Source organism: Chitinophaga filiformis (genome assembly GCF_900102545.1).
Lineage (GTDB): Bacteria > Bacteroidota > Bacteroidia > Chitinophagales > Chitinophagaceae > Chitinophaga > Chitinophaga filiformis.
Genome location: NZ_FNBN01000011.1, coordinates 135,070 through 154,426 on the forward strand (window position 1 = coordinate 135,070; position 19,357 = coordinate 154,426).

Genomic DNA, 19,357 nt, shown 5'->3' on the forward strand with positions numbered 1-19,357 from the left:
ATTCATTGTTCAATCTCTACAATTCTATGTACTTTCACGGAGCACATTTTCTACTGCCCTATAAAGAGTTATAATTATACATGATAGAACGTTATATTGAAATCCTGGAACAACTTCGTCAGAACAAGATAGCGCTGAAGGAGTTTTTATATACGGAAGCTATTGACGAAAAAGATTTATCATATGATCTGAATGCCACTAAAAGATATCAACTTTTAAAAGCAATGCAGTATAACCGTTTGGAAACAGACGAGCCGATACTGGTAGAACTACTGAAGGCTGAAATCGAAAGACATCAGAAAGAACCTTTTCAAGGCCTCGAACCTGCATTAAGTCTGAATGCCTTTCTACTTTCACTGTATCGTAAACCGGCTTACACTGAACTGTTCGTTGCCGCTAAAAACGCGAATTTTGATACTTATTGCGGCTTTGATTACCAGTTCCTGATTTCAGCAGGCATACAAGAGACATATGCGTATATAGATGAAGTAAAAGCCCCGTATGCTGAAGATTTCTATCACTACTTTGGTAGTATGCCGGAGGCATGCAGTATATCTGAAGAAGAATTACAGGATTGGAGAAAAACGGTACAAGCCTTTTATCCCGATACATTAGAACTAAAAAATCTTCCTGATGAAATCGAACTTGCAATTGAACTGGATGAGAAATTAATACTTAAAGAGAAGATCAATCAATGGTCAGATTCCATGAGCTCCTGGTCCGAAACAGATCTTAAAAGATTATCTTACTATAAAAGATTAATAGCAGACACAAAGGGAGAATTATGGTCAAAAGAGCAGTTGCTTCCGTTCAAAACTACTGACTGGGATAAGGCATCAGCATTAATAGATCTATCCGAACTATATCTGAAACTGAATGACTACGAAAATACCTGGTCGAAACTTACGCAAATTCAGCAGCATCTGAAAACGATACCTGACTGGATTAGCTACGGTCTCGGGAGATCTATTATTGAGAGATATTTTGAACTGATACTAGCCATAAACAATCCGCACGACGATATTGTAAAAGAATCCTACAAATGGGTATCCAAACAGATGGCCAGCATGAAAAATCTTTACATCAATCTGCTCGAAAAAGCAGCGAAAGCAGCAGATCTGATGCAGGACTTAAAGCTTAGTAAAAAGTATTACAAAATGTTAGAAAGTGAAAGAAAGAAATTATCCAGCTTTAAATAGCAAAAGCGAAAAGGTCGGAGAACATCTCCGACCCTTGTTTGTTTCAATCCTTCTAAGTTTGCTCTGGCAATAGCCATAAGCTTCATTATTCATTTCCTTCAGCAGCTCTAAACTTGTTCTATATAAAATCAAATACCGGAACCTTTTATTTTTCCGTTGACAAAATATCAGCCAGCTTCCGTTGCAATTCCTCTCCCCGCATATTCTTCGCGATAATCTTTCCATTGGGATCTATCAGAAAATTCTGCGGGATAGCCTGTACATCATACATACGTGCTACTTCTCCGCTCCAGTATTTAAGCTCCGACACCTGCGGCCATTCCAACCTGTCCTTCTTTATAGCAGTCAGCCAGGCATCCTTCTCTCCTTCCCTATCAAGAGATATTCCTAATATCCTGAAGTTCTTATCCTTATACAGATGATAGACCTTTAAATAGTTGGGATTTTCCGCCCTACAGGGGCCACACCAGCTTGCCCAGAAATCAAGCAAGACATATTTGCCTCTAAAATCGGCTAGTTTTATAGGTGAACCGTTGACATCGTTCAGCGTGAATGCAGGAGCAATGGAGCCTATGGCGATAGTCTTTGCAGCGGCAATACGGGCGCTCAATGCCTTTCCATCTACAGAGCCTTTTAAACGTGCTGAAAGGCCATTAAAAAGGGGTTCCACAACAGCTACATCTATTACAGACCCCGCAAGCCATTCCAGGGCCATGAGGCTAACGTAGGTATCCGGGTGCTCTTTAACCCATGTAGTCTGTAACTGCTTTAATCTGACCATATGCATGCTCATATTGCTGGAATAGACATTCTGGTAGGCTGTGTCCTTCCATGTGTCTGGGCCGCCTGTATTGAAACGATATGCCAATTCCTCCATGGAATCAAGAGGTTCTTTCACGAAACGATTGTATGCAGCCAGTTCATTATTCATCCTGGAACCTGTAATGATCGCATTTTTGACGAGATTGTGGGTCTTAATAGCAATAGTGCCTTCCTCAATATAAAAAGTAAGCAGATCTGGTTTCTGCCCATCAGGATAGCCAAAACCTTTATTATCAAGACTCAATCTGCCGATAATCGGATAAGGGATATCTACTTCAAAAGTAGCTTTACCATTCATCAGATGCGGAGAATCGACTATTGTCTGTTCTCCGATCTGGTAAATCAGGTATGCTATTTTAGCTTTTACCGTATCGATGTCTAGTCGTATTGTACTTTTTTTTAACTGTGCCTGGCTAAGGATGGGCGCTAATATTATGATGATGATAATAATCTTTTTCATGTTATCCCAGTTTATATGTTAAAGCGACTATCTTTTCAAATCCGGATACCTTCTGTGTGTAAGTGTTCTCACTGATGTCTCCTGTTGCTGCAACAGTCAGGTAATAAACAGTGCCGCCACTGGGTTGTCCGTTCCAGGTAGCCAGGGTGATGACACCATTCATTATTTTCAAGGCTGTTATATTCTCACCATCAGCAAACTGATATACAACACGGCTTTGGTTGGCTGCCATATCATACACATATAGCCTGTTATCGGCTGCGTAGTACATCTGTTTCACCGTGGAAGAAAATAAATAATCGGGACTACGCTGTACATCAGGACTGTTCAAAATAGGCTGTTTTGCAGCTGCTACAGGAGAGGCACCAAAATCACCATTTGCGTTCAGCGTATACAGAAAACAACTGTCATCTGATTCATTTTTAAACAGCGCATACCAGTTATTGGGCAGGAATTCCAAACCTAAACCGGCTTTCATGGTCAGCATCTTTTTAGGCACATTGTTCAGATCATAGGCCATAGCTGTATTTTGCGGGAATACTTTCAGACTGGTAGAAGTCCCTCCTCCATCATATAAAAAGCGATGATGTGCCTGATCGAAAAAGATAGCCCCGAATGAGCTGCCGCCCGCTGCAAAAGACGCTGCTTCATACCCCTGACTATCCGGCTGTGTAAATGCAGTACCAAAAAGTTTGGATGCAAACATACCATTCAGGCCATATACCTTTCCACCACAGAGTGCATAGGGGCCGTAGGAATAGAAACTTGGTTTTATCATATTACGGGGTTGCACAATCTCAGGAGCGACATAGAATAGTTTTGTATAATCTGCCAGTACCTGCAATGAGGTATTATCCAAGGTATACCCTCCTCCATCAAAATACACCATATTCAAAGTACCCAACATACTGAGCGTATTGATGCTAAGTATCTGGCGGGAAGACAATGGCAACGGTCTTGTTGGATTACCTGCTGAATAGACGCCTTTATAGGCTACATAATTATCCGAGATAAAGCTGATATCTGCGTGAGTAGCAAGCTGCTCAAGCAATAGCCAGCCAGTCTGAAACACAGTAGTTACCTGCAGATACATGTGCTTAAAATAGCTAACTTCTGTTATAGTATCTATTGCAACAAAATCAAGATTATAGTAACCATTTAAAGGCCTTAGTGCGATTGTCTGATTGAATGCACGTCCTCTTGAGATCACTTCAATCCTTCCAGGGTCCAACGGATTGTTAGGATCAAATATGGGATAGATCCTCCATTCGAATTTTAGACGGGTTGTGTCTCTGCCAGTAAGGCCGGGCATAATATTTAGCGTATCAAATTGCTCCACACGGAAGGTATCCTTTTCTACCTTGACAGTGATATCATTGATGGCTTTGTAGTCATAGTCACCTTTGTCTCTATAACATCCGGTGATGACAATAATCAACAACGCAATAAAAATATGTTTCATAGTTACATTATTAAGGAATGACTACAGGATTTCCGTTTTCGTCAATTAATGGTCCGTTAGCTGCATTGTAAACCAGCAAGGCATTGCGGACAGCGTTTTGGTAATATTGAAGGGTCGGGTATGTCAGATCCTCTGGAAAGGTGGCAACGCCCAATACAGCCGAGATGAAGCGTAGCTTTGTCTCGCTATATTCTCCAAAAAAATAAGTGAGATACGACTCCCAGTTATCTGGCTTGATTAGCCTGTCAGTGAAGATAATCCTGGCCTGATTCCTGGTATAGTAAGCACCATCTCCCATCAGGGTGTCTTTCATTAATACCGGGAAGTCTTTTCCTGGCTGTATTCTAAGTGTCAATACAACAGCCGTATCCCGCAGGGAAACGTCACGCAACAATACTACTCCCAAACGTGTCCCGAATGAATCCTTTGGTATTTTATAAGGCAATAACCTGTAATGAACATCTGCAATAGCCGTTGTTTTCTCAGGTACTACAGCCAGATCAATAATACGATCATAGTCTGAAGTATGGCCACTGATACGAACAGGTAGCCAGGCTGTGTCCTGAGCTATTGAACTGTTCTTTTCTACAAAAGTGTAATTCAGGCTATCGATACCACCCGAATAGACAGCATTTGCGCTATATATGAAATAGACACTTTGCTGACCGCTGAAACCTTCAGAGATTTCATCTTTATTGCAGGCGGTTATTAAGAGTATGAGCAATAGTAATTTTTTCATATTAGTTTCTGTATTGTAATTCTGCATCCGGCAGGGGTAAAACATAGATCTTATCGGAACCTGTTACAGCGGTGAACCTGATCTGGGTACTGTTTGTTCTTTTGTAATAGTAGAACAACTGTCCTTCCCCATAGAACTCCTTCTGATACTCTTTCAGAATTTCATCCTGTACCTTTTCCTGAGTAAGTTCACTCAAACCACGTTGTTGCCGTACTTTATTCAGGTAAATGATTGCTGTAATGGGCTCAGAACATTCAGCAGCGATATAGTACATCTCAGGCAGGCGTACCAGCGGTATCCAATTATTATAAACAGGATTACCAGAGGCCTGCCAGAACTTACCGCAGAAATACACCGTACCACTGAGTTCCCAAAGGCGGGCATATCGAATATCACTGACCCCGCCGGAATTGATCTCATAAATCTGATCTACCACTCCCCCATTTCCATAGGTATTCGTCAGCTGCTTATTTACACCAACGTTGACACTACCTCCGGTAGATTTAAAATAGGTGTCAACCTGATCGCGGAGATTAAACTTGCTGAGAGAGAAGATGTGCTCAGGTATGAAGGTCCTGTCCTGCAGATTCGTAATGCGGTCTGGCGTTTGGAAGTTGAACATACCCGCATTTATTACATTCAAGGCATGCAACAATGCTTGTGCCTTATCACCCTTGTATAGATAAGCCCTTGCTAGTGTGGCTTCTGCTGCCCAGTAATTAAAATGGCTCTGGCGGTGATTGAGCCAATCGTTCTGCTGCTGGTTGGCGGCATTATAATAGTCATAGCTCACAGTTTTGTAGCCAGCCAATAGTCCGCTCGCTACTGTCAGTTCACTAATCACGCTGTCCAACACCTGGCTGACAGGTAATAATGGTGATACATTTCCTGACACCGTCTTTATATAAGGAATAGCCGGTGATGCTGCATGAGTAGAGCCAAACAATCGCAGTAGATCAAAGTGCAGAAAGGCTCTCAACCCCATTGCCTCGCCTTTCATAAGTGCGAAATTACCCGGCTGGAAGAGGTCTTTTTTCTCATCAATACGCGCCAATATATTATTGATATTGGAGATCGCGTAATACATCGTATCCCAGATCTTATCAATCCTTGCTTTTACTGATGCATCCTGGTAGTTGTAAACGGCCGCCTGGTAGAATTGATGAGCAGGAATACTCTGACAGTTATATTGCTGGGCCAGCACATCGAGGAAGCTCATTGTGAGCTGATCACCATACAGGGCACTGCTGCCCATAATAGTATATACGCCGTACATGGCATCCGCAAAACCGGCCTCTGAAGAAAATATTTTATCCGGTAACACCTGCGTGTCCGGATGGGTATCCAACCATTTATTACAGCCGGATGCCATTAGTAAACATATAATCAAATAAATATTTTTCATGTTGCTGTTTTTGCGATTAAAATCCTACCTGCAGTGAGAATGAATAATTGCGTGCGAAAGGATAACTCAAGCCTCTTTCCTGTCTGACAGAAGACACCAGGAAAGGATTGTTGATGTATAGATACATTTTCCAATTCTTCGGGGGCTGATATCCGATCGTAATGGCATCACAATACAGTATATTATTATCCTGGATAAATCGGAATGTAGCCTTGGTAATGTCTGTGCGGGTATTACCATTCAGGTTGGTCAATCCTTTATAGCGGGCAATATCACCTGGCTTTTGCCATCTGTCTGTAAGTACACGTTCATCTACATTGTATACAGGATCTGCATTTTCCACGCGATCAGCCAATGTATTGTTGTATATCTGTCCGCCAAGTTCGGTGCGCATAGAAATATTAACGCTGATTCCTTTGTACATTAAGTTAGTGCCGAAATTGCCACTTATCTTTGGCTGGTTATCGCCAACGGGTACTTCATCAAGCGGGCTCCATCTGTAGGTCTGTTCGCCATTGGCTGTCAGGAAAATTTCATTGCCCGTGCTAGGATCAATACCGGCAGATCGCACCGCATAAATAGTACTCACACTCTGCCCTTCCTTATATTGTAATACCGGAGCTGTGATAGGCTTGTCTGATTTAGTCTGCTCGCCCACTGCCTTTTCATTCTGAGCCTTCAATGCATTTGAAATACGCAGCAGTTTATTCCGGTTATGTAGCAGGTTGGCGTAAAAGCTCCAGAAGATATTCTCTTTTTCCCGCTTCATAGCGAACACAGTCAGGTATACTTCGATACCTTTGTTTTCTACCGTTCCCAGGTTGGCAAAGAAACTGCTGAAGCCTGTAGATGGCGTGGTATTAACAGTGGTAAAAAGATCATTGGTCTTTTCAACATAATAGTTGAAGGTAAATTGTACCCTTTTATTGCACAGTTCTACGTCGGTACCGATATTCACTTTGTTGGTCTGCTGCCATTTGAGATCACTATTACCCAGACTAAGCATTGATGCACCTATATGGTCCAGATAGCGGGATGCTGTCAGGTACTGATACGTCTGCGATGCTGCAAATGGAGGAAAATTCTGTGAGCCGGTAGAGCCTATAGATGCACGTAACTTAAACCGGTTGATCAAAGCTGGCATAGAAAGAAACTTTTCTTTATGTACGTTCCATCCTACACCTACTGACCAGAAAGGTGCATAATGCTTATTAGTACCAAAAAGAGAGGAGCCGTCTTCACGGAAAGACAGGTCCAGCAAATACCTGTAATCATATGCATAGCTGATATTGGCATAGTAGCTGATTAATCGTTGTATGCTTTCGGTACCGGAAGGCTTACCATTTGCAGGATATTGCAATCCAAACAGGATATTATCCAGGTGCGCATTGGGAAATCCCTGTACCAGTACTGTACTGGAATTGGATCTGTCTTGTTGCATATGATACCCTGCTGTCGCAAATACAGTATGCCGTTCAAGGTTAGTTCCGTAGTTAAGATATACATCACCCTGGTAGCTGGATGACATGCCATTTGTTTGCTGATAATACCCACGTGTGGAAAACAGGCTATCCGGAGTAGCGACAAATTCAACTGCATCTGCCGGCAGATAGAAATCTGCGGTATTCCGCTGGTTGTACATACTGAATCGGGTGCTGAGCTTAAGGGATTTCAGGATGTTCCAGTCGGCCTGAAAATTGTCCGTGATATTGAGATAAGAACTCGTGTTTTTTGTTTTTAGCTGTGCATCATACATAGGATTATACACTGCTTCATACCATGTAGCATCATCATAGTACTGTAGTACTTTAGACACCTTACCCGTCAGTGAGTCATTAGGACGCCAGTAAGGGTTCATCTTTGCATATTGTGAGAAGTCGCCGTAGGGAGAATTCACAGCTTTGTTGCTGGTCACAGACAAATAGTTGGTAAACTGCAGGGAACCCTTATGATATACCAGGTTTACACCGCCGGCCAGGTTATCTCTTTTGGAGCCTTTCATTACACCAGGCGTGTTGGTATAAGCGAGGTCGACACCGTACCGCATAAACTTATCGCCACCATCGAGATACACACTGTGCTTTTGTGCTAAAGCCGTTTTAAGTGGCTGAGATAACCAATAGGTGTTTACCCCTCTTCTTACTTCCGCAAGACGACGGTTATATACTTCTTCCATGGCCACCTGTGCAGAAAGCGGTTGACTGGCTGATTTTACATATATGCCCGCTACCCTCTCCAATTGCAGTTTCTGTGCTGCATTGAGTAGATGATAGCTACTGAGATCCGGCATCATGAGTGACAGATTGTTATTATAACTCAGACGAAGCCGACCCTCTCTCGGTTGAAGACTTTCTATGACCAGCACTCCGTTAGCTGCTTTGGAGCCATAGATTGAGGTAGCAGTAGCATCTTTCAGGATAGTGACCTTGGCTACGCGATTCATATCCAGGTCATAAATCTTTTGTAATGGCACTTCAAAACCATCAAGAATAAATAAGGGTGGATTGCTGATATAGCCATATTGACTGGTGAGATTTGTATTGGCTATACTGTTAGCTCCCCTAACCTGGATCTGGGGCAAGTGATTAGGATCAGATCCATAATTAATATCCGAAGGTACCTGGAAAGAGGCATCCAGCGAGCGTAAGGCGCCGATGATATTGGTATTGTTGACCGTGCGAAGCTGATCTACAGTATAGGTTTTTGCTTCTCCTGTATAGTTTTCTACAGGTCGCTTGTAAATACCGTTCACGACTGTCTCATTCAGATTCAACACCAGTGGCTGCAATACGATAGTCATACCGGCTTTTGCAATTACCTCCTGGGTGGCTCGATTGATGCATGTAATGAATAACACTTCACCTTCATCTGCTGTAATCGAGAAGTGGCCATCGGCATTGACCGGGACAAAGGTACTTTTCCCTTTTATACTTACGGTAGCATCAGGCAGGGGGTTTCCGTCGTTATCGATCACAATCCCTGTTATTAAATTATCAGATGACTGTTTTTCCTTGCTGAACAACATGATGGTTTTACTCCGGATCATATAATCCAGGGGCAGATCTTTGAATAGCAGATCGAGAAATTTTGTAAGTGGTAAATGATCCGCTTTGATTGTTATGAGTGGGATGTTGTCAAGAACAGGGCTATTGTACACTACGAAGTAGCCGGTCTGCTTTTCTACTTCTTTAAAAACAGTTTTGATAGGAACGTTTTTGTCAGTGTAGGTCATATCCTGTGCCGTTCCACTGACGTATAAGAGCAGAAGAGCGACTAACAGGATCAGACTACGCCCTGCGTGTCTTTCTGAGGGAATGTGCTGCATGTTTATGATTATTACGGTTTGGTTGATTGATTACATAGGTTGCCCGTATCCGCTGTTCAAGGCGGATGCAGCTAACAATACGTCTGATTTTCTTATTTCCCGGTCACTACAATCGTACGGTCTTCTATGGCATAGGCTACACCCATTTTTGTGAGAAAGTCCATCACGCCTTGCAAAGTAAGGTTACGGTCCATTTTACCGTTGATCCTTAATGCGGGTATGTTTCCTTTATACGATACTTTTAAATCATACCATCTTTCCAGTTGTTTCATGACTAGTGGCAGCGGAGCATCTTCGAAATAGAATATGCCATTTTTCCAGGCTGTCTCTTTTTCAATATTGGCATTGCTCACAAGTTCCAGTGAAGCATTCTTTCTTTCAATGGCCTGTTGGCCGGGCATTAATATAACTTTGCTGCCCGCCATCCTAATGCGACCTTCAATTAATGTGGTCTTAATATTTTCCTCGTCTGCATAAGCGTTGATGTTAAAGCTGGTACCCAGTACCTGTATACCGATATGGTCGGGTATACTTGCAATAAAAGGATGTAAAGGATCTTTTACGACTTCCAGATATACTTCCCCTGTGATGGTCACCTGACGGTCATTGCCGGCAAAGTAAGCAGGATAAGTGATCGAAGAGGCGGCGTTCAACCAGGCCTTTGTGCCGTCAGGCAGGGTCAGCTGGTATTGGCCTCCCATAGGTGTAGTGACAGTATTCAGCATGATCTGATCATCAGCGCCTTCATAATGTAGTTCTCCATTATCAGATTTAATAATAGTAACCTTGCCTTGATGGGCGATAGTCCCTTTTAGGGTGCTATCCAGTGTGATCGTACTTCCATCCGATAGTTTCAGAACAGCCTTATTAGTGGCCGCGGGGATATCCGCGACTGCTATTACCGGTTTTCTATCAGGCTGTCTATATATAAAAACTGCGATAATAACCGCTGCTGCTGCAGCCCAGTACCAAACGCCCATGGTACGCCGTTTTTTCGGCTGCAGGTACTGCCAGACTGTTTCCGAATTAGTATTATCCGTACCTGTTTCCTCACTCATTTGATTATACACCAGTTCCTGGCTAAAGGCATCATTAGCAGGGTCTTCCAGGAACAGGAATAGTTCCCTGACCTGTTCATCCGTTGCCTGGTTGGACGTATATAGCTGAAAGAGATGACGGATATGATCAGTTTCGTATGACATATAATATAAAGTCGGTTAAGAAGTGAGGATGGACTACTGTAGATAAAAAAAAATTACAAAAAGAGGGATTCCGTGGTTGAGCAGGTGTTGACGGATGCCGGCGAAGGCCCGTACGAGGTGGTTTCGGACGGTATTGGGGCTTATTCCCAGCCGTTCTGCTATTTCCTTGTAGCTAAGCTCCTCCTGGTGGAGGCGGTATGCCTGGCGTTGCTGTTCAGGCAGTTGAAGCACAGCTTCGGCAATCAGTTGCCGGACCAGATTGTAATCATGCCGCCCGTTAGGCTCTTCGTGCGAGACGTTTTGAATGATATACTGGGCTCTTATTTCGACGCCCTGCCGCCTGATCCTGTCAAGGCATTTATTGGAGGCTATGCGGAAAAGCCATGCTTTGGGGTTTTCAATGGTGGCTAATTGCTTCCTGTTTTCCCAGATGTACAAGAATACCTCCTGGCTTATTTCTTCGCTCCAAAGGGCTGATTTAAGGATTTTTGTGGCATTGGTGCAGAGGATGGGAAAATATTTGTCGTATAACTGGCGGAAAGCGAGGGTGTCATTGCTGGCAATACGGTTAAAGAGGGCATTTTCGGTGGTGTCTTTCATGGCGATGAGGGAATTAATAAAAGTCTCGTCTGATATGGCATCCGGAGATGATCTAGGCTGTGTTTGTGGGGTAAAATTAAAGACTTTTATTGTTCCTGTCCGTAGATTATTTTTCGCTTATGGATTGCTTAAGAAATGGAAACAAATGAAAAAGGTTGGAATGATCCAACCCTTTTCATTTGTTTCCTGTAAGAACCTATCTCACCGATGCTCAGAATCCAGTTGATTAAGGCAGCGAAATAACAATCTCTTTTGTTACTACAAATACTTCACCTGTCACATAAGTTACTGTAACTGTAACAGTGTAAGTACCTGGCTGATAGACGTGGTTAACCAGCGGACGTGCGCTTAGTGCAGGCGCTGATCCATCGCCAAAATCCCAGTCCACATTGCTAACCTGTGGTAAGTCTGCCGGCACTGGCGTGGTAAGCCAAATTGTAGCATACTGAATCAGTGGATTAGTTCCCCATAAGGTGGTTACACGATAGGTAAACTCGGGTGTTGGTACAGCTTTTGGCGCAACTGACGGTACAATTGGCTGAACATTGATATTCGCATACATGCTAACGCTGGCAAATACCATTAGGATCAATAATAATGATCTTTTCATTGAATTGGGATTTGGTTTAAACTGAATAGAATATTGTCAACCTGGAAATAGTGGTAGCAATCGTTCAAAATTCGATAGGTACAATAACAACCTGCTTTGTGACTATAAATGTCTCACCGGTTACATAAGTAAATGTAAGCGCAATGGTATAAGTACCTGGTTGATAGAAGTGCTTAATGACAGGCTCACCATTTAACACAGGAGCTGATCCATCGCCAAAGTCCCAGTCAATGTGGCCTATCAGATCCCTATCGGCCGGGCCTGGGTTTGTCAGAAAAACAGAAGCTTGATAAAGAGTAGTCGAAGCCACTATTGTGGATAGGCGGACGTCAAAACTGGGAGGCGATACTTTTGCACTACCGGTATTTGCGTACATGCCAATGCTCATAAATACTGCAAGGATCAAAAACAATGATCTTTTCATTAAAAGGGGGATTTTGGGTAAACAAAATATAGTTTTGTCAACCTGAAAATAAATGATCAGGGGTGATACGAGATGTTAAAATACTGCATTTGAGTGTATATACTCATGGCCCAAATGCTAGGAATAAGTGTTGCCAACTGCAGAAGTTGACGATACTTATTGAAGCTACTCATTTAAGGGCACTCTTACAACAAAGCCTAGCTGTTCACCAATATTCTCGCCAACACCTGCCGCGGGTGCTGGGTTTTGTCCTGTGCCTAAAGGGACCACCGTTTCGTTACAAAAAGCTCCTTCCTGGACCAATTTACTGTTCATGGATACAGGAAACCGAGTCAAAAATAAAGTAGCGAGTAAAATAGCATTTTACCGGAATTGGGTTTGCACACTATGCAAAAGTTCATCTTAGTAGTCGCCTATTTTTCTGAAACATTTTGTAATGTAAAATGTTATTGCCATATTCGTGGCCTGTCTAACAGATAGACTTTACCCCCAATTAATCCCATGGCATTCAATTCTCGATTTGACGATAACAACCATCGCCACCGTCCCATCTCTCCTGCTCCTGTTGAAAGACGGGCTTTTACGGTTTCGGATAACGCTACCAGGAATGGATCTTTAGTAGCGGGGGTTACTGCTACCATTTTTTTAGTGTGGTTGTTCTTTATGAAACAAGCATTTTGTCTTAGTGAAACAGATATTCAATGTCTTTGCCAAATCACAGGTGGACTTAGCGGGCTTACGTTAGCCATTCCACTTTTTTTAAAAGATTTTGATGTGACGTCTACGTTTTGGCAGCAGTTCTATTTGATCGCAATCACGTTCCTTGCAACAACGTTTACAGGTGTATATATTTTTTTACTGCCAATAAATGACAATGTGGAAGTAGCTGTCCATTTATGGTTTTTAATTGCTATAGGATACGTTGTAATGGAGCCTGGGGTTGCACCATTGATTAATTTCAACTTGCAGCCATATCTAAACTTGACATCGAATCCTGCATATAATTTAGTGTATCATTATTCTTTACTAATTCTGCCAGCAGTATATTTCGTTGAAGCAAACCACATTTTTTATATTCTTGTATTATTTACTATATATGGTTTTTATCTAACCCTTTCCCTAATGTTCTCAATTCTTTTTGAATTAGCGATGAATAATCAGGCACAAACGGTGTTGGGCAACGAGCAAAGGATAAAAAGGGCAATTGCCGAGCTATCCCTCAATTACCGTAGTACCGCGATGACTGAAGATTTTTTATTAGATAAACTAAAGGATGAGTCTTTCCCGGCTGAGAGAGATATCATCAGCAAAGAAGCAGTACGTACCTTCCTTGATGAGATGAATAATGAAACTAGTAGCCAGGCTCCTAAAATCACATTAACGTATAATAATAAGATTATTCCAAGATGGTCCAGTGATCTTGAGCAAACATTACTCAATGCAACCGTTAGTGTAATAATTTTTGAATGGGGATGGAACCAAAAGAACTTTAATTTAAGTACTGTAAAAGATTCACAAGAATTTGAATCATATCGCCAGAAATGTAATCAACTATTGGGAGAAAATAGTGGCTTATCAAATGAATTAATAACAGAAAACATGGTGTTCTGGCATAAATACAAGGTTTTAAAATCCTTACAATTAGGATACACCTATAAAAATACCAGTTTTAGTTCCGATCGTTCTCATTCGCACTCATATTTCGTTGTATTAGTGGATAAATTTGATTCTAGATGGAAAGATTCTGTGGCGGTGGAAAGTCTATCAGACAATGAAACCCGAGTATTAAAAAAATTATTGCAAGAAAATAAAATTTCGGTGATGGCAAACAGTAATAAAGAAGAAGTTGCCATAAACATTTAAATCGTATGTAGTCAGATCAGAATGATGTAGCATTGACCTGCCACTATTATTTTCCCACCAGTTTCTTGAGTCCATCTAAACCAACATTTATCCCAAGATAAGGAGCATAATTAGCCACCACATCGGTTCTAAATTTCTGTACATTTAACCCCAAAACTGCATCAAGGTTACCCACCAATTCCTGCTGAAGATAAATCCTTGTTAGATAAAATAAATCTATCTTATCAGCATTCCGGAAAAAAGAACGCGGAAGTACTCTGGCAGATTGGATTTTCTTCTCATGAAGAGAAATACCATATACAAGCTGTGCAAAAATTTTTGAACCACTCCACGGTTTCACTAGAAATATACAACCAACACCCACGTTATGGCTAACCCAGCTATAATTGCTTTTCAAATTTGCAGTACTGCCGCTACCAAAATCATTGTTAATTGAATAAACCTGTTTTATAGTTTCAGCATTCATCACCAGTGTATCTGTTTGGATATTTCTCATGGTTACATCTGTCGTCCACTTGTTTAATTGCAACTCATAATGAAGATGTGGTAGAATCTCGAGCCTATCAGATAATTTTATTTTATAAAATGGTTCAAAATAAAAACTCCACATTATATACTTGGTAACATATTCAGATTCATTAAATTGACGCAAATATTTTGTTCCTTCAGCTAATGGATCGAGGGGCTTTATGAGGACATTAGATGTTTGTTTACTGCTTGTTTGTATGGAATCATTGGAAAAATTTATTTTCATGATGCCAGCGTTGAGACCCAATCCCTGCCAGAGGTCTGGAACAAATGCATTAATATGTCCTAAATAACTAACATTACTGGATCTATCAAAATCAAAGTTGGCTGCATTCAGAAACATATATTCTCTTTTCATACTAGTATCCTTAGCTTGGACACTGGGGCTAGGTAAATTTTCCTGTATTATGACAACATGTGATGGATCTGTTGCCAAGCTGCCATTCAATTGTATACTAAAGTATTCTATGTTATTTACAATAGCCGTGCTATGAATTCGTATAGGCACTCGTACTTCAATTGTGTCACGCTTACGCCTAAAATTTGAACCGGGAAGATTTAATCCTGGCGCCATAGAAACAGCAGGACTAATCATACCCGCACCAGGGCTAAGATTTGCAATCTGAAAAGCAAGATTAACAGGACTGCTAACCTCGGGGCCAGAAAGCCAATACTCGACCTTTACAATTACGGACTGAAGCGTATCAGCAGGTCCTCCACCTCTGGACACTAGGTACTTGATTGAGGTAACTCCAGGTACAAGAGCAATATTTTGAGCGCTGCCCAGTCCCGGAATACAAACTAAAAAAGACACGAAAAGGAATAGGCGGAATTTAATGCAATGCGTTTTCATGTTTGGTGTTTAAATGGGGTAAATCAGAAATCTCTAAAATAATGAAGAGCAGATACCAGAGAGAAATGGTACTATACTTATATGATTAAGTTCCGTTTACTTCATTCATTATAAAGTTGGTAAAAATCTGATTTCGTGGCAATACCAACTAGTTTGTATTTTTTAGGGCACATGTACAATAGATGATGCAGTTACTTCGACACCCAGTTCCGTTTCTGGACACAAAGAAAAAGAAATATGCAATATACTTTTCTTAGTTGGATCGGACTGGTCTACCTGCACCGATGAAGTTAACTATGCGATTACCTACAAAGGTGAGCCGGAGACAGGTCGGGCAATATCGCGTAAAAGCATTGCCGCCTTTATAGCTGAGATTGTTCGCAATCCTGAATTACATAAAAAAGAAAACCTGGGCATTAGTAAGCCATAATTAATTGGATTGGGTGATGGTTATGGACCATAAATTTGACACACGGGCTTTACATGTCCTAATGCAGGGAATAAGTGTTGCCAACTTGCGGAGGTTGACAACACTTTGTGAACTTATTCATCTATCTAATAAGGTTCTCTTGCAGTCCGGCTAGTATATCCTCGTTATCATACAGACTGAATTAGACAGTTATTATTTGGGATTTACCCGGTTTCCCATTCTCCTGAAGACACTAATAGTAAATAGAACGACTTATTCTCTGGAAGCTAAATATTTGAGATGTGCAGTGCCCCGGTTTGCTACTGAAATTAAAAGGCCCTTTAAAGTTTTGCCATCTTCCGTTAATTCATACTCAACCGTAACCAGTTTTGTATTTGTTACGTAACGGACAACCATTTTACTTTCCAGCAGTTCCTGTAATTCTCTGGATAGTAGCCTTGGTGATATCCCCTCAACACCTCTCATCAAGTCCATAAAACGGGTTTTACCGTTGTTCAATAGAAAAGTGATAATTTGCATCTTCCATTTGCCCGATAGTAGCTGCATTGTTTCTCCCACCATTATTAAAGAGATAAGTTCACTACAATTTCTATTGATATAGTTCTTTGTTTTTTTAGTTCCCATTGTCTCAGTTATTTACTACCGGTACCTTATGAATAACACCTATTAATACAGAGGCTATAAACAAAATGAATTTACTCAACCATTGAGTGCCCGTGCCTCTATAATCTTAAAGTAACCGATACGTTCTTTTATTAACCATTTTCCATTTTGGCACACATATTTGTCATCATATTTAACACTGTAATCTGTGATATTATCTTTTCCTTCGGACTCTCTTATCATTTTGAGTTGAGAAAAAGAAACACCTGTTGCAGTATCTCCGTCTATCTTTACGATATGCAGCCCATTCAATGTAAAATAAGTTTTCACCTGAGATGCATGTCCGGCAAATTCTTTTCCAAGGTTCTCTGTCCCTGAAACATTTGCCGCTAAAAAATCGCCGATATAAACCTTATATGTAGCGTCGGGTGTAAATAGCTGCATTTGTTCCGAAATCTTTTTTTCATCGCCTAAATATGCATAAGCGTCTATTAAATCCCTTAATTCTTCTTTGGCCTTCAAAACTTCTGCTGTCATAATTGATTGTTTAATATTGAAAAATCCTTTTATTCTTCTCAACAGTTAATTTGGGCAGCTGGCTATCACGCAAGAAAATAATTTTGTTTCTATGCAGCGCTGTAAGCCAGGCCGACCCAAACGTTTTCTCTGAAGGCAAAATTAGAGTACATTTGTTTACAATTTATTAGCTGTTACCTAAAGGTTAGCGGGTAATATTTAAATAACTAACTAATGAAAAAAGAAAACAGAAAGTCAGCTAAAGAGTTTACTGAAGAATGCACGGCGCTTCTATCATCTGTGGCTGATGCTTTATATGCTATTGGTGGCAAATGGAAACTGATGATCATTATTGCAATGGCCAGAGGCAATAAAAGATTTACAGAACTTCAAAAGCAGGTAACGGGAATTTCCGCGAGAGTCCTCTCCAGTGAACTTAAGGAACTTGAGTTGAATGGATTCATTGTAAAAAAGGTATCGGTTGGGTACCCTGTAACTATTGAATATGAACTGCTCCCTTATAGCCATACGCTTGAGGAAGTTGTTGGGGCTCTGAGCAGATGGGGTATCCAGCACCGCGATAAAATAAGACGCGATATGACATCCGCTGGACCTTCTGAGAAACCGAACAAGCTCCCGAAAGTGAAATAAATATAATGGTTAATCAGGAGAGGGCTACCTTATGCCAAATAACAACTAACTCCAAAACGAAAAGGAATCAGTCCCTTCCGCCTTGTTTTTCATATATGTCAATCTTTTGAAGCTGCGATGATATCTATTCTTCGTAAACCGAAGCAGACCATTAATCACCTTCTCGGAATACTTATAACTCCCGTTTATTCGCGGAAGCACTTTCATTAAAATAATCTCATCCAAACAGGTTAATACCCACTCATTGTTCCCTTTATTCGCATTTAATTTAGCATTATGTGCACAGTAAATAAGCGCATCATCCCGCACACGGTAACCAAATCGATAAGGCGATTCAGACAATATGGTATCAATAGCATAAAGCTCTGCGACGATAAAGTCCCCATTCAGCGGGAACGAAAGGTACGCTTCCCTCCCCTGCAGAAAATCACCAAACAGGTAGTCATTATCCAGCGGAACATCCGGAAAGTCCAGCTCTGTGCCAGGGGCTTTGATCCCTCCATAGAAGTCTATGCCGTTCAGTTCTATTACCATCGTCCTATCGAGAGCATTCATACTGAATGGATGCCTGGATTCATCCACATTAGCAGTGCCGATAACGATCAGATTGGGCGGGAACATAATCCCATTGCTTAGGAAGAACTGCTTGAGATCGTGATTAATGCTAAGTTCAAGCCGCTTCCATATACCCGGGTCACTTTCCAGAAGAGTTTTTAATTTGACTCCACTGATGAATGGATCTGAAACGAGCTTCCCATTTATAAACTGACGGCTTTCCAATATTGACAGGAAATCGGCAAAGTAATCTTCCATCCTCGCAAGATTCATTTCATCGAGACATAGAATGAAAGGGACTTCAGGATGCCGCCACGCTTTTATCAGAAAATGAAGAAACGGAGTAATTTGGAATATATCGTAGCTGTTAGTCCAGCCCAATATCTCCTTGTTGTCGTGCCAACTGGGTTGGACAGCTAGTAGTTGAAAATTACCCGGTTTCCTATTTTCCTGAAGATGGCTAGGGCAGGTTTGATACGCCAATGCTCTTGCAAACCTCGATTTTCCCGATCCACAGACCCCTCTTATCAGTAGAAAAGGTTTTGTTTTTACCGCCATCAATAGCTGGCGGTATGGATGATCAAAATCTACTTGAGCAGGGAAAGACGCATCTAATCTAATCCCCGAATTGTTGCTTTTTGTCTTAGCCTTTTTAGCGCTCGTTCTTTTATTCGCAATAGCTTCATCTTCTTCATGCGCAGGAATGTCAGATACATCTTCCATTGCTTCATCTTCAAGTTTGTACATCCTCCTGTAGCGCCGTATAGCCTCTAGCCTACTAGTTCCTTGTGATACTACTGTTTCCATGATTTTCGTTTTTTAACATATAACATGATTCAACTAAACGGGTAAGATCTTCGCAGAAAATAATGTTGAAGGCGGAATTACAGTCATTGTCATTACATGCCATCAGGAGAAGCGTCTTAATGTGTTCTCTGAATTCCGGTAAAGGATAAGAATAAAGGAAATCGTTGATTACATTCATTGGTGTAGCAATTTCCTCTTTTGTAAGTGTGAGCGGCTTTTGGTGCCATTCTGGTAAGCTGTTCATAGTATATTTATTGATTTAATTAAAAAGTGCTGGTATGGGAAGTTGCTTGCAGAGGCACA

General features: G+C 41.3%; 16 protein-coding genes. 3 read left to right on the forward strand and 13 right to left on the reverse strand.

Annotated elements, in window-relative coordinates:
• Window positions 1–80: 80 nt before the first annotated feature.
• The gene (locus tag BLR32_RS30320) at window positions 81–1,199 is read left to right on the forward strand and encodes a hypothetical protein (RefSeq protein ID WP_089837793.1); all 1,119 of its coding nucleotides are present in this window, start codon (window positions 81–83) and stop codon (window positions 1,197–1,199) included.
• A gap of 145 nt (window positions 1,200–1,344) precedes the next feature.
• On the opposite strand, the gene BLR32_RS30325 is transcribed toward BLR32_RS30320, so the two are convergent.
• The 9 genes from BLR32_RS30325 to BLR32_RS30370 all read right to left on the reverse strand — a co-directional run bounded on the left by BLR32_RS30325 (window position 1,345) and on the right by BLR32_RS30370 (window position 12,248).
• Window positions 1,345–2,481 carry a TlpA disulfide reductase family protein gene (locus BLR32_RS30325; protein ID WP_089837795.1) on the reverse strand — a complete coding sequence of 379 codons (1,137 nt, stop codon included), beginning with the start codon at window positions 2,479–2,481 and terminating at the stop codon, window positions 1,345–1,347.
• A 1-nt stretch (window position 2,482) separates the two neighbouring features.
• Window positions 2,483–3,943 carry a PKD-like family lipoprotein gene (locus tag BLR32_RS30330; protein ID WP_089837797.1) on the reverse strand — a complete coding sequence of 487 codons (1,461 nt, stop codon included), beginning with the start codon at window positions 3,941–3,943 and terminating at the stop codon, window positions 2,483–2,485.
• Window positions 3,944–3,953: 10 nt separating this feature from the next.
• A complete protein-coding gene (locus BLR32_RS30335) occupies window positions 3,954–4,682 on the reverse strand; it encodes a DUF4843 domain-containing protein (protein WP_176842482.1) in 729 nt (242 codons plus the stop codon).
• Window position 4,683: 1 nt separating this feature from the next.
• The gene (locus tag BLR32_RS30340; protein ID WP_089837801.1) at window positions 4,684–6,087 is read right to left on the reverse strand and encodes a RagB/SusD family nutrient uptake outer membrane protein; all 1,404 of its coding nucleotides are present in this window, start codon (window positions 6,085–6,087) and stop codon (window positions 4,684–4,686) included.
• Between the two features lie 16 nt (window positions 6,088–6,103).
• Entirely contained in the window at window positions 6,104–9,412 is a 3,309-nt protein-coding gene (locus BLR32_RS30345) for a SusC/RagA family TonB-linked outer membrane protein (RefSeq protein ID WP_089837802.1), read from the reverse strand.
• A 92-nt stretch (window positions 9,413–9,504) separates the two neighbouring features.
• Window positions 9,505–10,614, reverse strand: a complete 1,110-nt coding sequence (locus BLR32_RS30350; RefSeq protein ID WP_089837804.1) for a FecR family protein — start codon at window positions 10,612–10,614, stop codon at window positions 9,505–9,507.
• A gap of 33 nt (window positions 10,615–10,647) precedes the next feature.
• Window positions 10,648–11,214 (reverse strand): RNA polymerase sigma factor, encoded by a 567-nt coding sequence (locus BLR32_RS30355; RefSeq protein ID WP_089837806.1) that lies wholly within the window; start codon window positions 11,212–11,214, stop codon window positions 10,648–10,650.
• Between the two features lie 226 nt (window positions 11,215–11,440).
• Window positions 11,441–11,824 (reverse strand): PKD domain-containing protein, encoded by a 384-nt coding sequence (locus BLR32_RS30365; protein ID WP_089837809.1) that lies wholly within the window; start codon window positions 11,822–11,824, stop codon window positions 11,441–11,443.
• Between the two features lie 64 nt (window positions 11,825–11,888).
• A complete protein-coding gene (locus tag BLR32_RS30370) occupies window positions 11,889–12,248 on the reverse strand; it encodes a PKD domain-containing protein (protein WP_089837811.1) in 360 nt (119 codons plus the stop codon).
• Window positions 12,249–12,749: 501 nt separating this feature from the next.
• On the opposite strand from BLR32_RS30370, the gene BLR32_RS30375 reads away from it, so the two are divergent.
• Window positions 12,750–14,111, forward strand: coding sequence for a hypothetical protein (locus BLR32_RS30375; protein ID WP_089837813.1), 1,362 nt, complete (start codon window positions 12,750–12,752; stop codon window positions 14,109–14,111).
• Between the two features lie 46 nt (window positions 14,112–14,157).
• On the opposite strand, the gene BLR32_RS30380 is transcribed toward BLR32_RS30375, so the two are convergent.
• The 3 genes from BLR32_RS30380 to BLR32_RS30395 all read right to left on the reverse strand — a co-directional run bounded on the left by BLR32_RS30380 (window position 14,158) and on the right by BLR32_RS30395 (window position 17,062).
• Window positions 14,158–15,492, reverse strand: coding sequence for a hypothetical protein (locus BLR32_RS30380; protein ID WP_089837815.1), 1,335 nt, complete (start codon window positions 15,490–15,492; stop codon window positions 14,158–14,160).
• 682 nt (window positions 15,493–16,174) lie between these two features.
• Entirely contained in the window at window positions 16,175–16,546 is a 372-nt protein-coding gene (locus tag BLR32_RS30390) for a winged helix-turn-helix transcriptional regulator (protein ID WP_089837817.1), read from the reverse strand.
• A gap of 75 nt (window positions 16,547–16,621) precedes the next feature.
• Window positions 16,622–17,062: a nuclear transport factor 2 family protein gene (locus BLR32_RS30395; protein WP_089837819.1), complete on the reverse strand. Its 441-nt coding sequence runs from the start codon at window positions 17,060–17,062 to the stop codon at window positions 16,622–16,624.
• 213 nt (window positions 17,063–17,275) lie between these two features.
• Here BLR32_RS30395 and BLR32_RS30400 point away from each other — a divergent pair, with 213 nt between their 5' ends.
• Window positions 17,276–17,692, forward strand: coding sequence for a winged helix-turn-helix transcriptional regulator (locus BLR32_RS30400; protein WP_089837820.1), 417 nt, complete (start codon window positions 17,276–17,278; stop codon window positions 17,690–17,692).
• A 45-nt stretch (window positions 17,693–17,737) separates the two neighbouring features.
• Here the strand turns inward: BLR32_RS30400 and BLR32_RS30405 are convergent, their stop codons facing one another.
• Entirely contained in the window at window positions 17,738–19,054 is a 1,317-nt protein-coding gene (locus tag BLR32_RS30405; RefSeq protein WP_089837823.1) for an McrB family protein, read from the reverse strand.
• Between the last annotated feature and the right edge of the window lie 303 nt (window positions 19,055–19,357).

What these genes read in the sequence shown, in the direction of transcription:
- BLR32_RS30395 (WP_089837819.1), bottom strand. Translation starts at nt 17,062, where the DNA reads ATGACAGCAGAAGTTTTGAAGGCCAAAGAAGAATTAAGGGATTTAATA.
- BLR32_RS30375 (WP_089837813.1), top strand. Translation starts at nt 12,750, where the DNA reads ATGGCATTCAATTCTCGATTTGACGATAACAACCATCGCCACCGTCCC.
- BLR32_RS30380 (WP_089837815.1), bottom strand. Translation starts at nt 15,492, where the DNA reads ATGAAAACGCATTGCATTAAATTCCGCCTATTCCTTTTCGTGTCTTTT.
- BLR32_RS30350 (WP_089837804.1), bottom strand. Translation starts at nt 10,614, where the DNA reads ATGTCATACGAAACTGATCATATCCGTCATCTCTTTCAGCTATATACG.
- BLR32_RS30365 (WP_089837809.1), bottom strand. Translation starts at nt 11,824, where the DNA reads ATGAAAAGATCATTATTATTGATCCTAATGGTATTTGCCAGCGTTAGC.
- BLR32_RS30400 (WP_089837820.1), top strand. Translation starts at nt 17,276, where the DNA reads ATGAAAAAAGAAAACAGAAAGTCAGCTAAAGAGTTTACTGAAGAATGC.
- BLR32_RS30345 (WP_089837802.1), bottom strand. Translation starts at nt 9,412, where the DNA reads ATGCAGCACATTCCCTCAGAAAGACACGCAGGGCGTAGTCTGATCCTG.
- BLR32_RS30370 (WP_089837811.1), bottom strand. Translation starts at nt 12,248, where the DNA reads ATGAAAAGATCATTGTTTTTGATCCTTGCAGTATTTATGAGCATTGGC.
- BLR32_RS30330 (WP_089837797.1), bottom strand. Translation starts at nt 3,943, where the DNA reads ATGAAACATATTTTTATTGCGTTGTTGATTATTGTCATCACCGGATGT.
- BLR32_RS30405 (WP_089837823.1), bottom strand. Translation starts at nt 19,054, where the DNA reads ATGGAAACAGTAGTATCACAAGGAACTAGTAGGCTAGAGGCTATACGG.
- BLR32_RS30390 (WP_089837817.1), bottom strand. Translation starts at nt 16,546, where the DNA reads ATGGGAACTAAAAAAACAAAGAACTATATCAATAGAAATTGTAGTGAA.
- BLR32_RS30325 (WP_089837795.1), bottom strand. Translation starts at nt 2,481, where the DNA reads ATGAAAAAGATTATTATCATCATCATAATATTAGCGCCCATCCTTAGC.
- BLR32_RS30320 (WP_089837793.1), top strand. Translation starts at nt 81, where the DNA reads ATGATAGAACGTTATATTGAAATCCTGGAACAACTTCGTCAGAACAAG.
- BLR32_RS30355 (WP_089837806.1), bottom strand. Translation starts at nt 11,214, where the DNA reads ATGAAAGACACCACCGAAAATGCCCTCTTTAACCGTATTGCCAGCAAT.
- BLR32_RS30335 (WP_176842482.1), bottom strand. Translation starts at nt 4,682, where the DNA reads ATGAAAAAATTACTATTGCTCATACTCTTAATAACCGCCTGCAATAAA.
- BLR32_RS30340 (WP_089837801.1), bottom strand. Translation starts at nt 6,087, where the DNA reads ATGAAAAATATTTATTTGATTATATGTTTACTAATGGCATCCGGCTGT.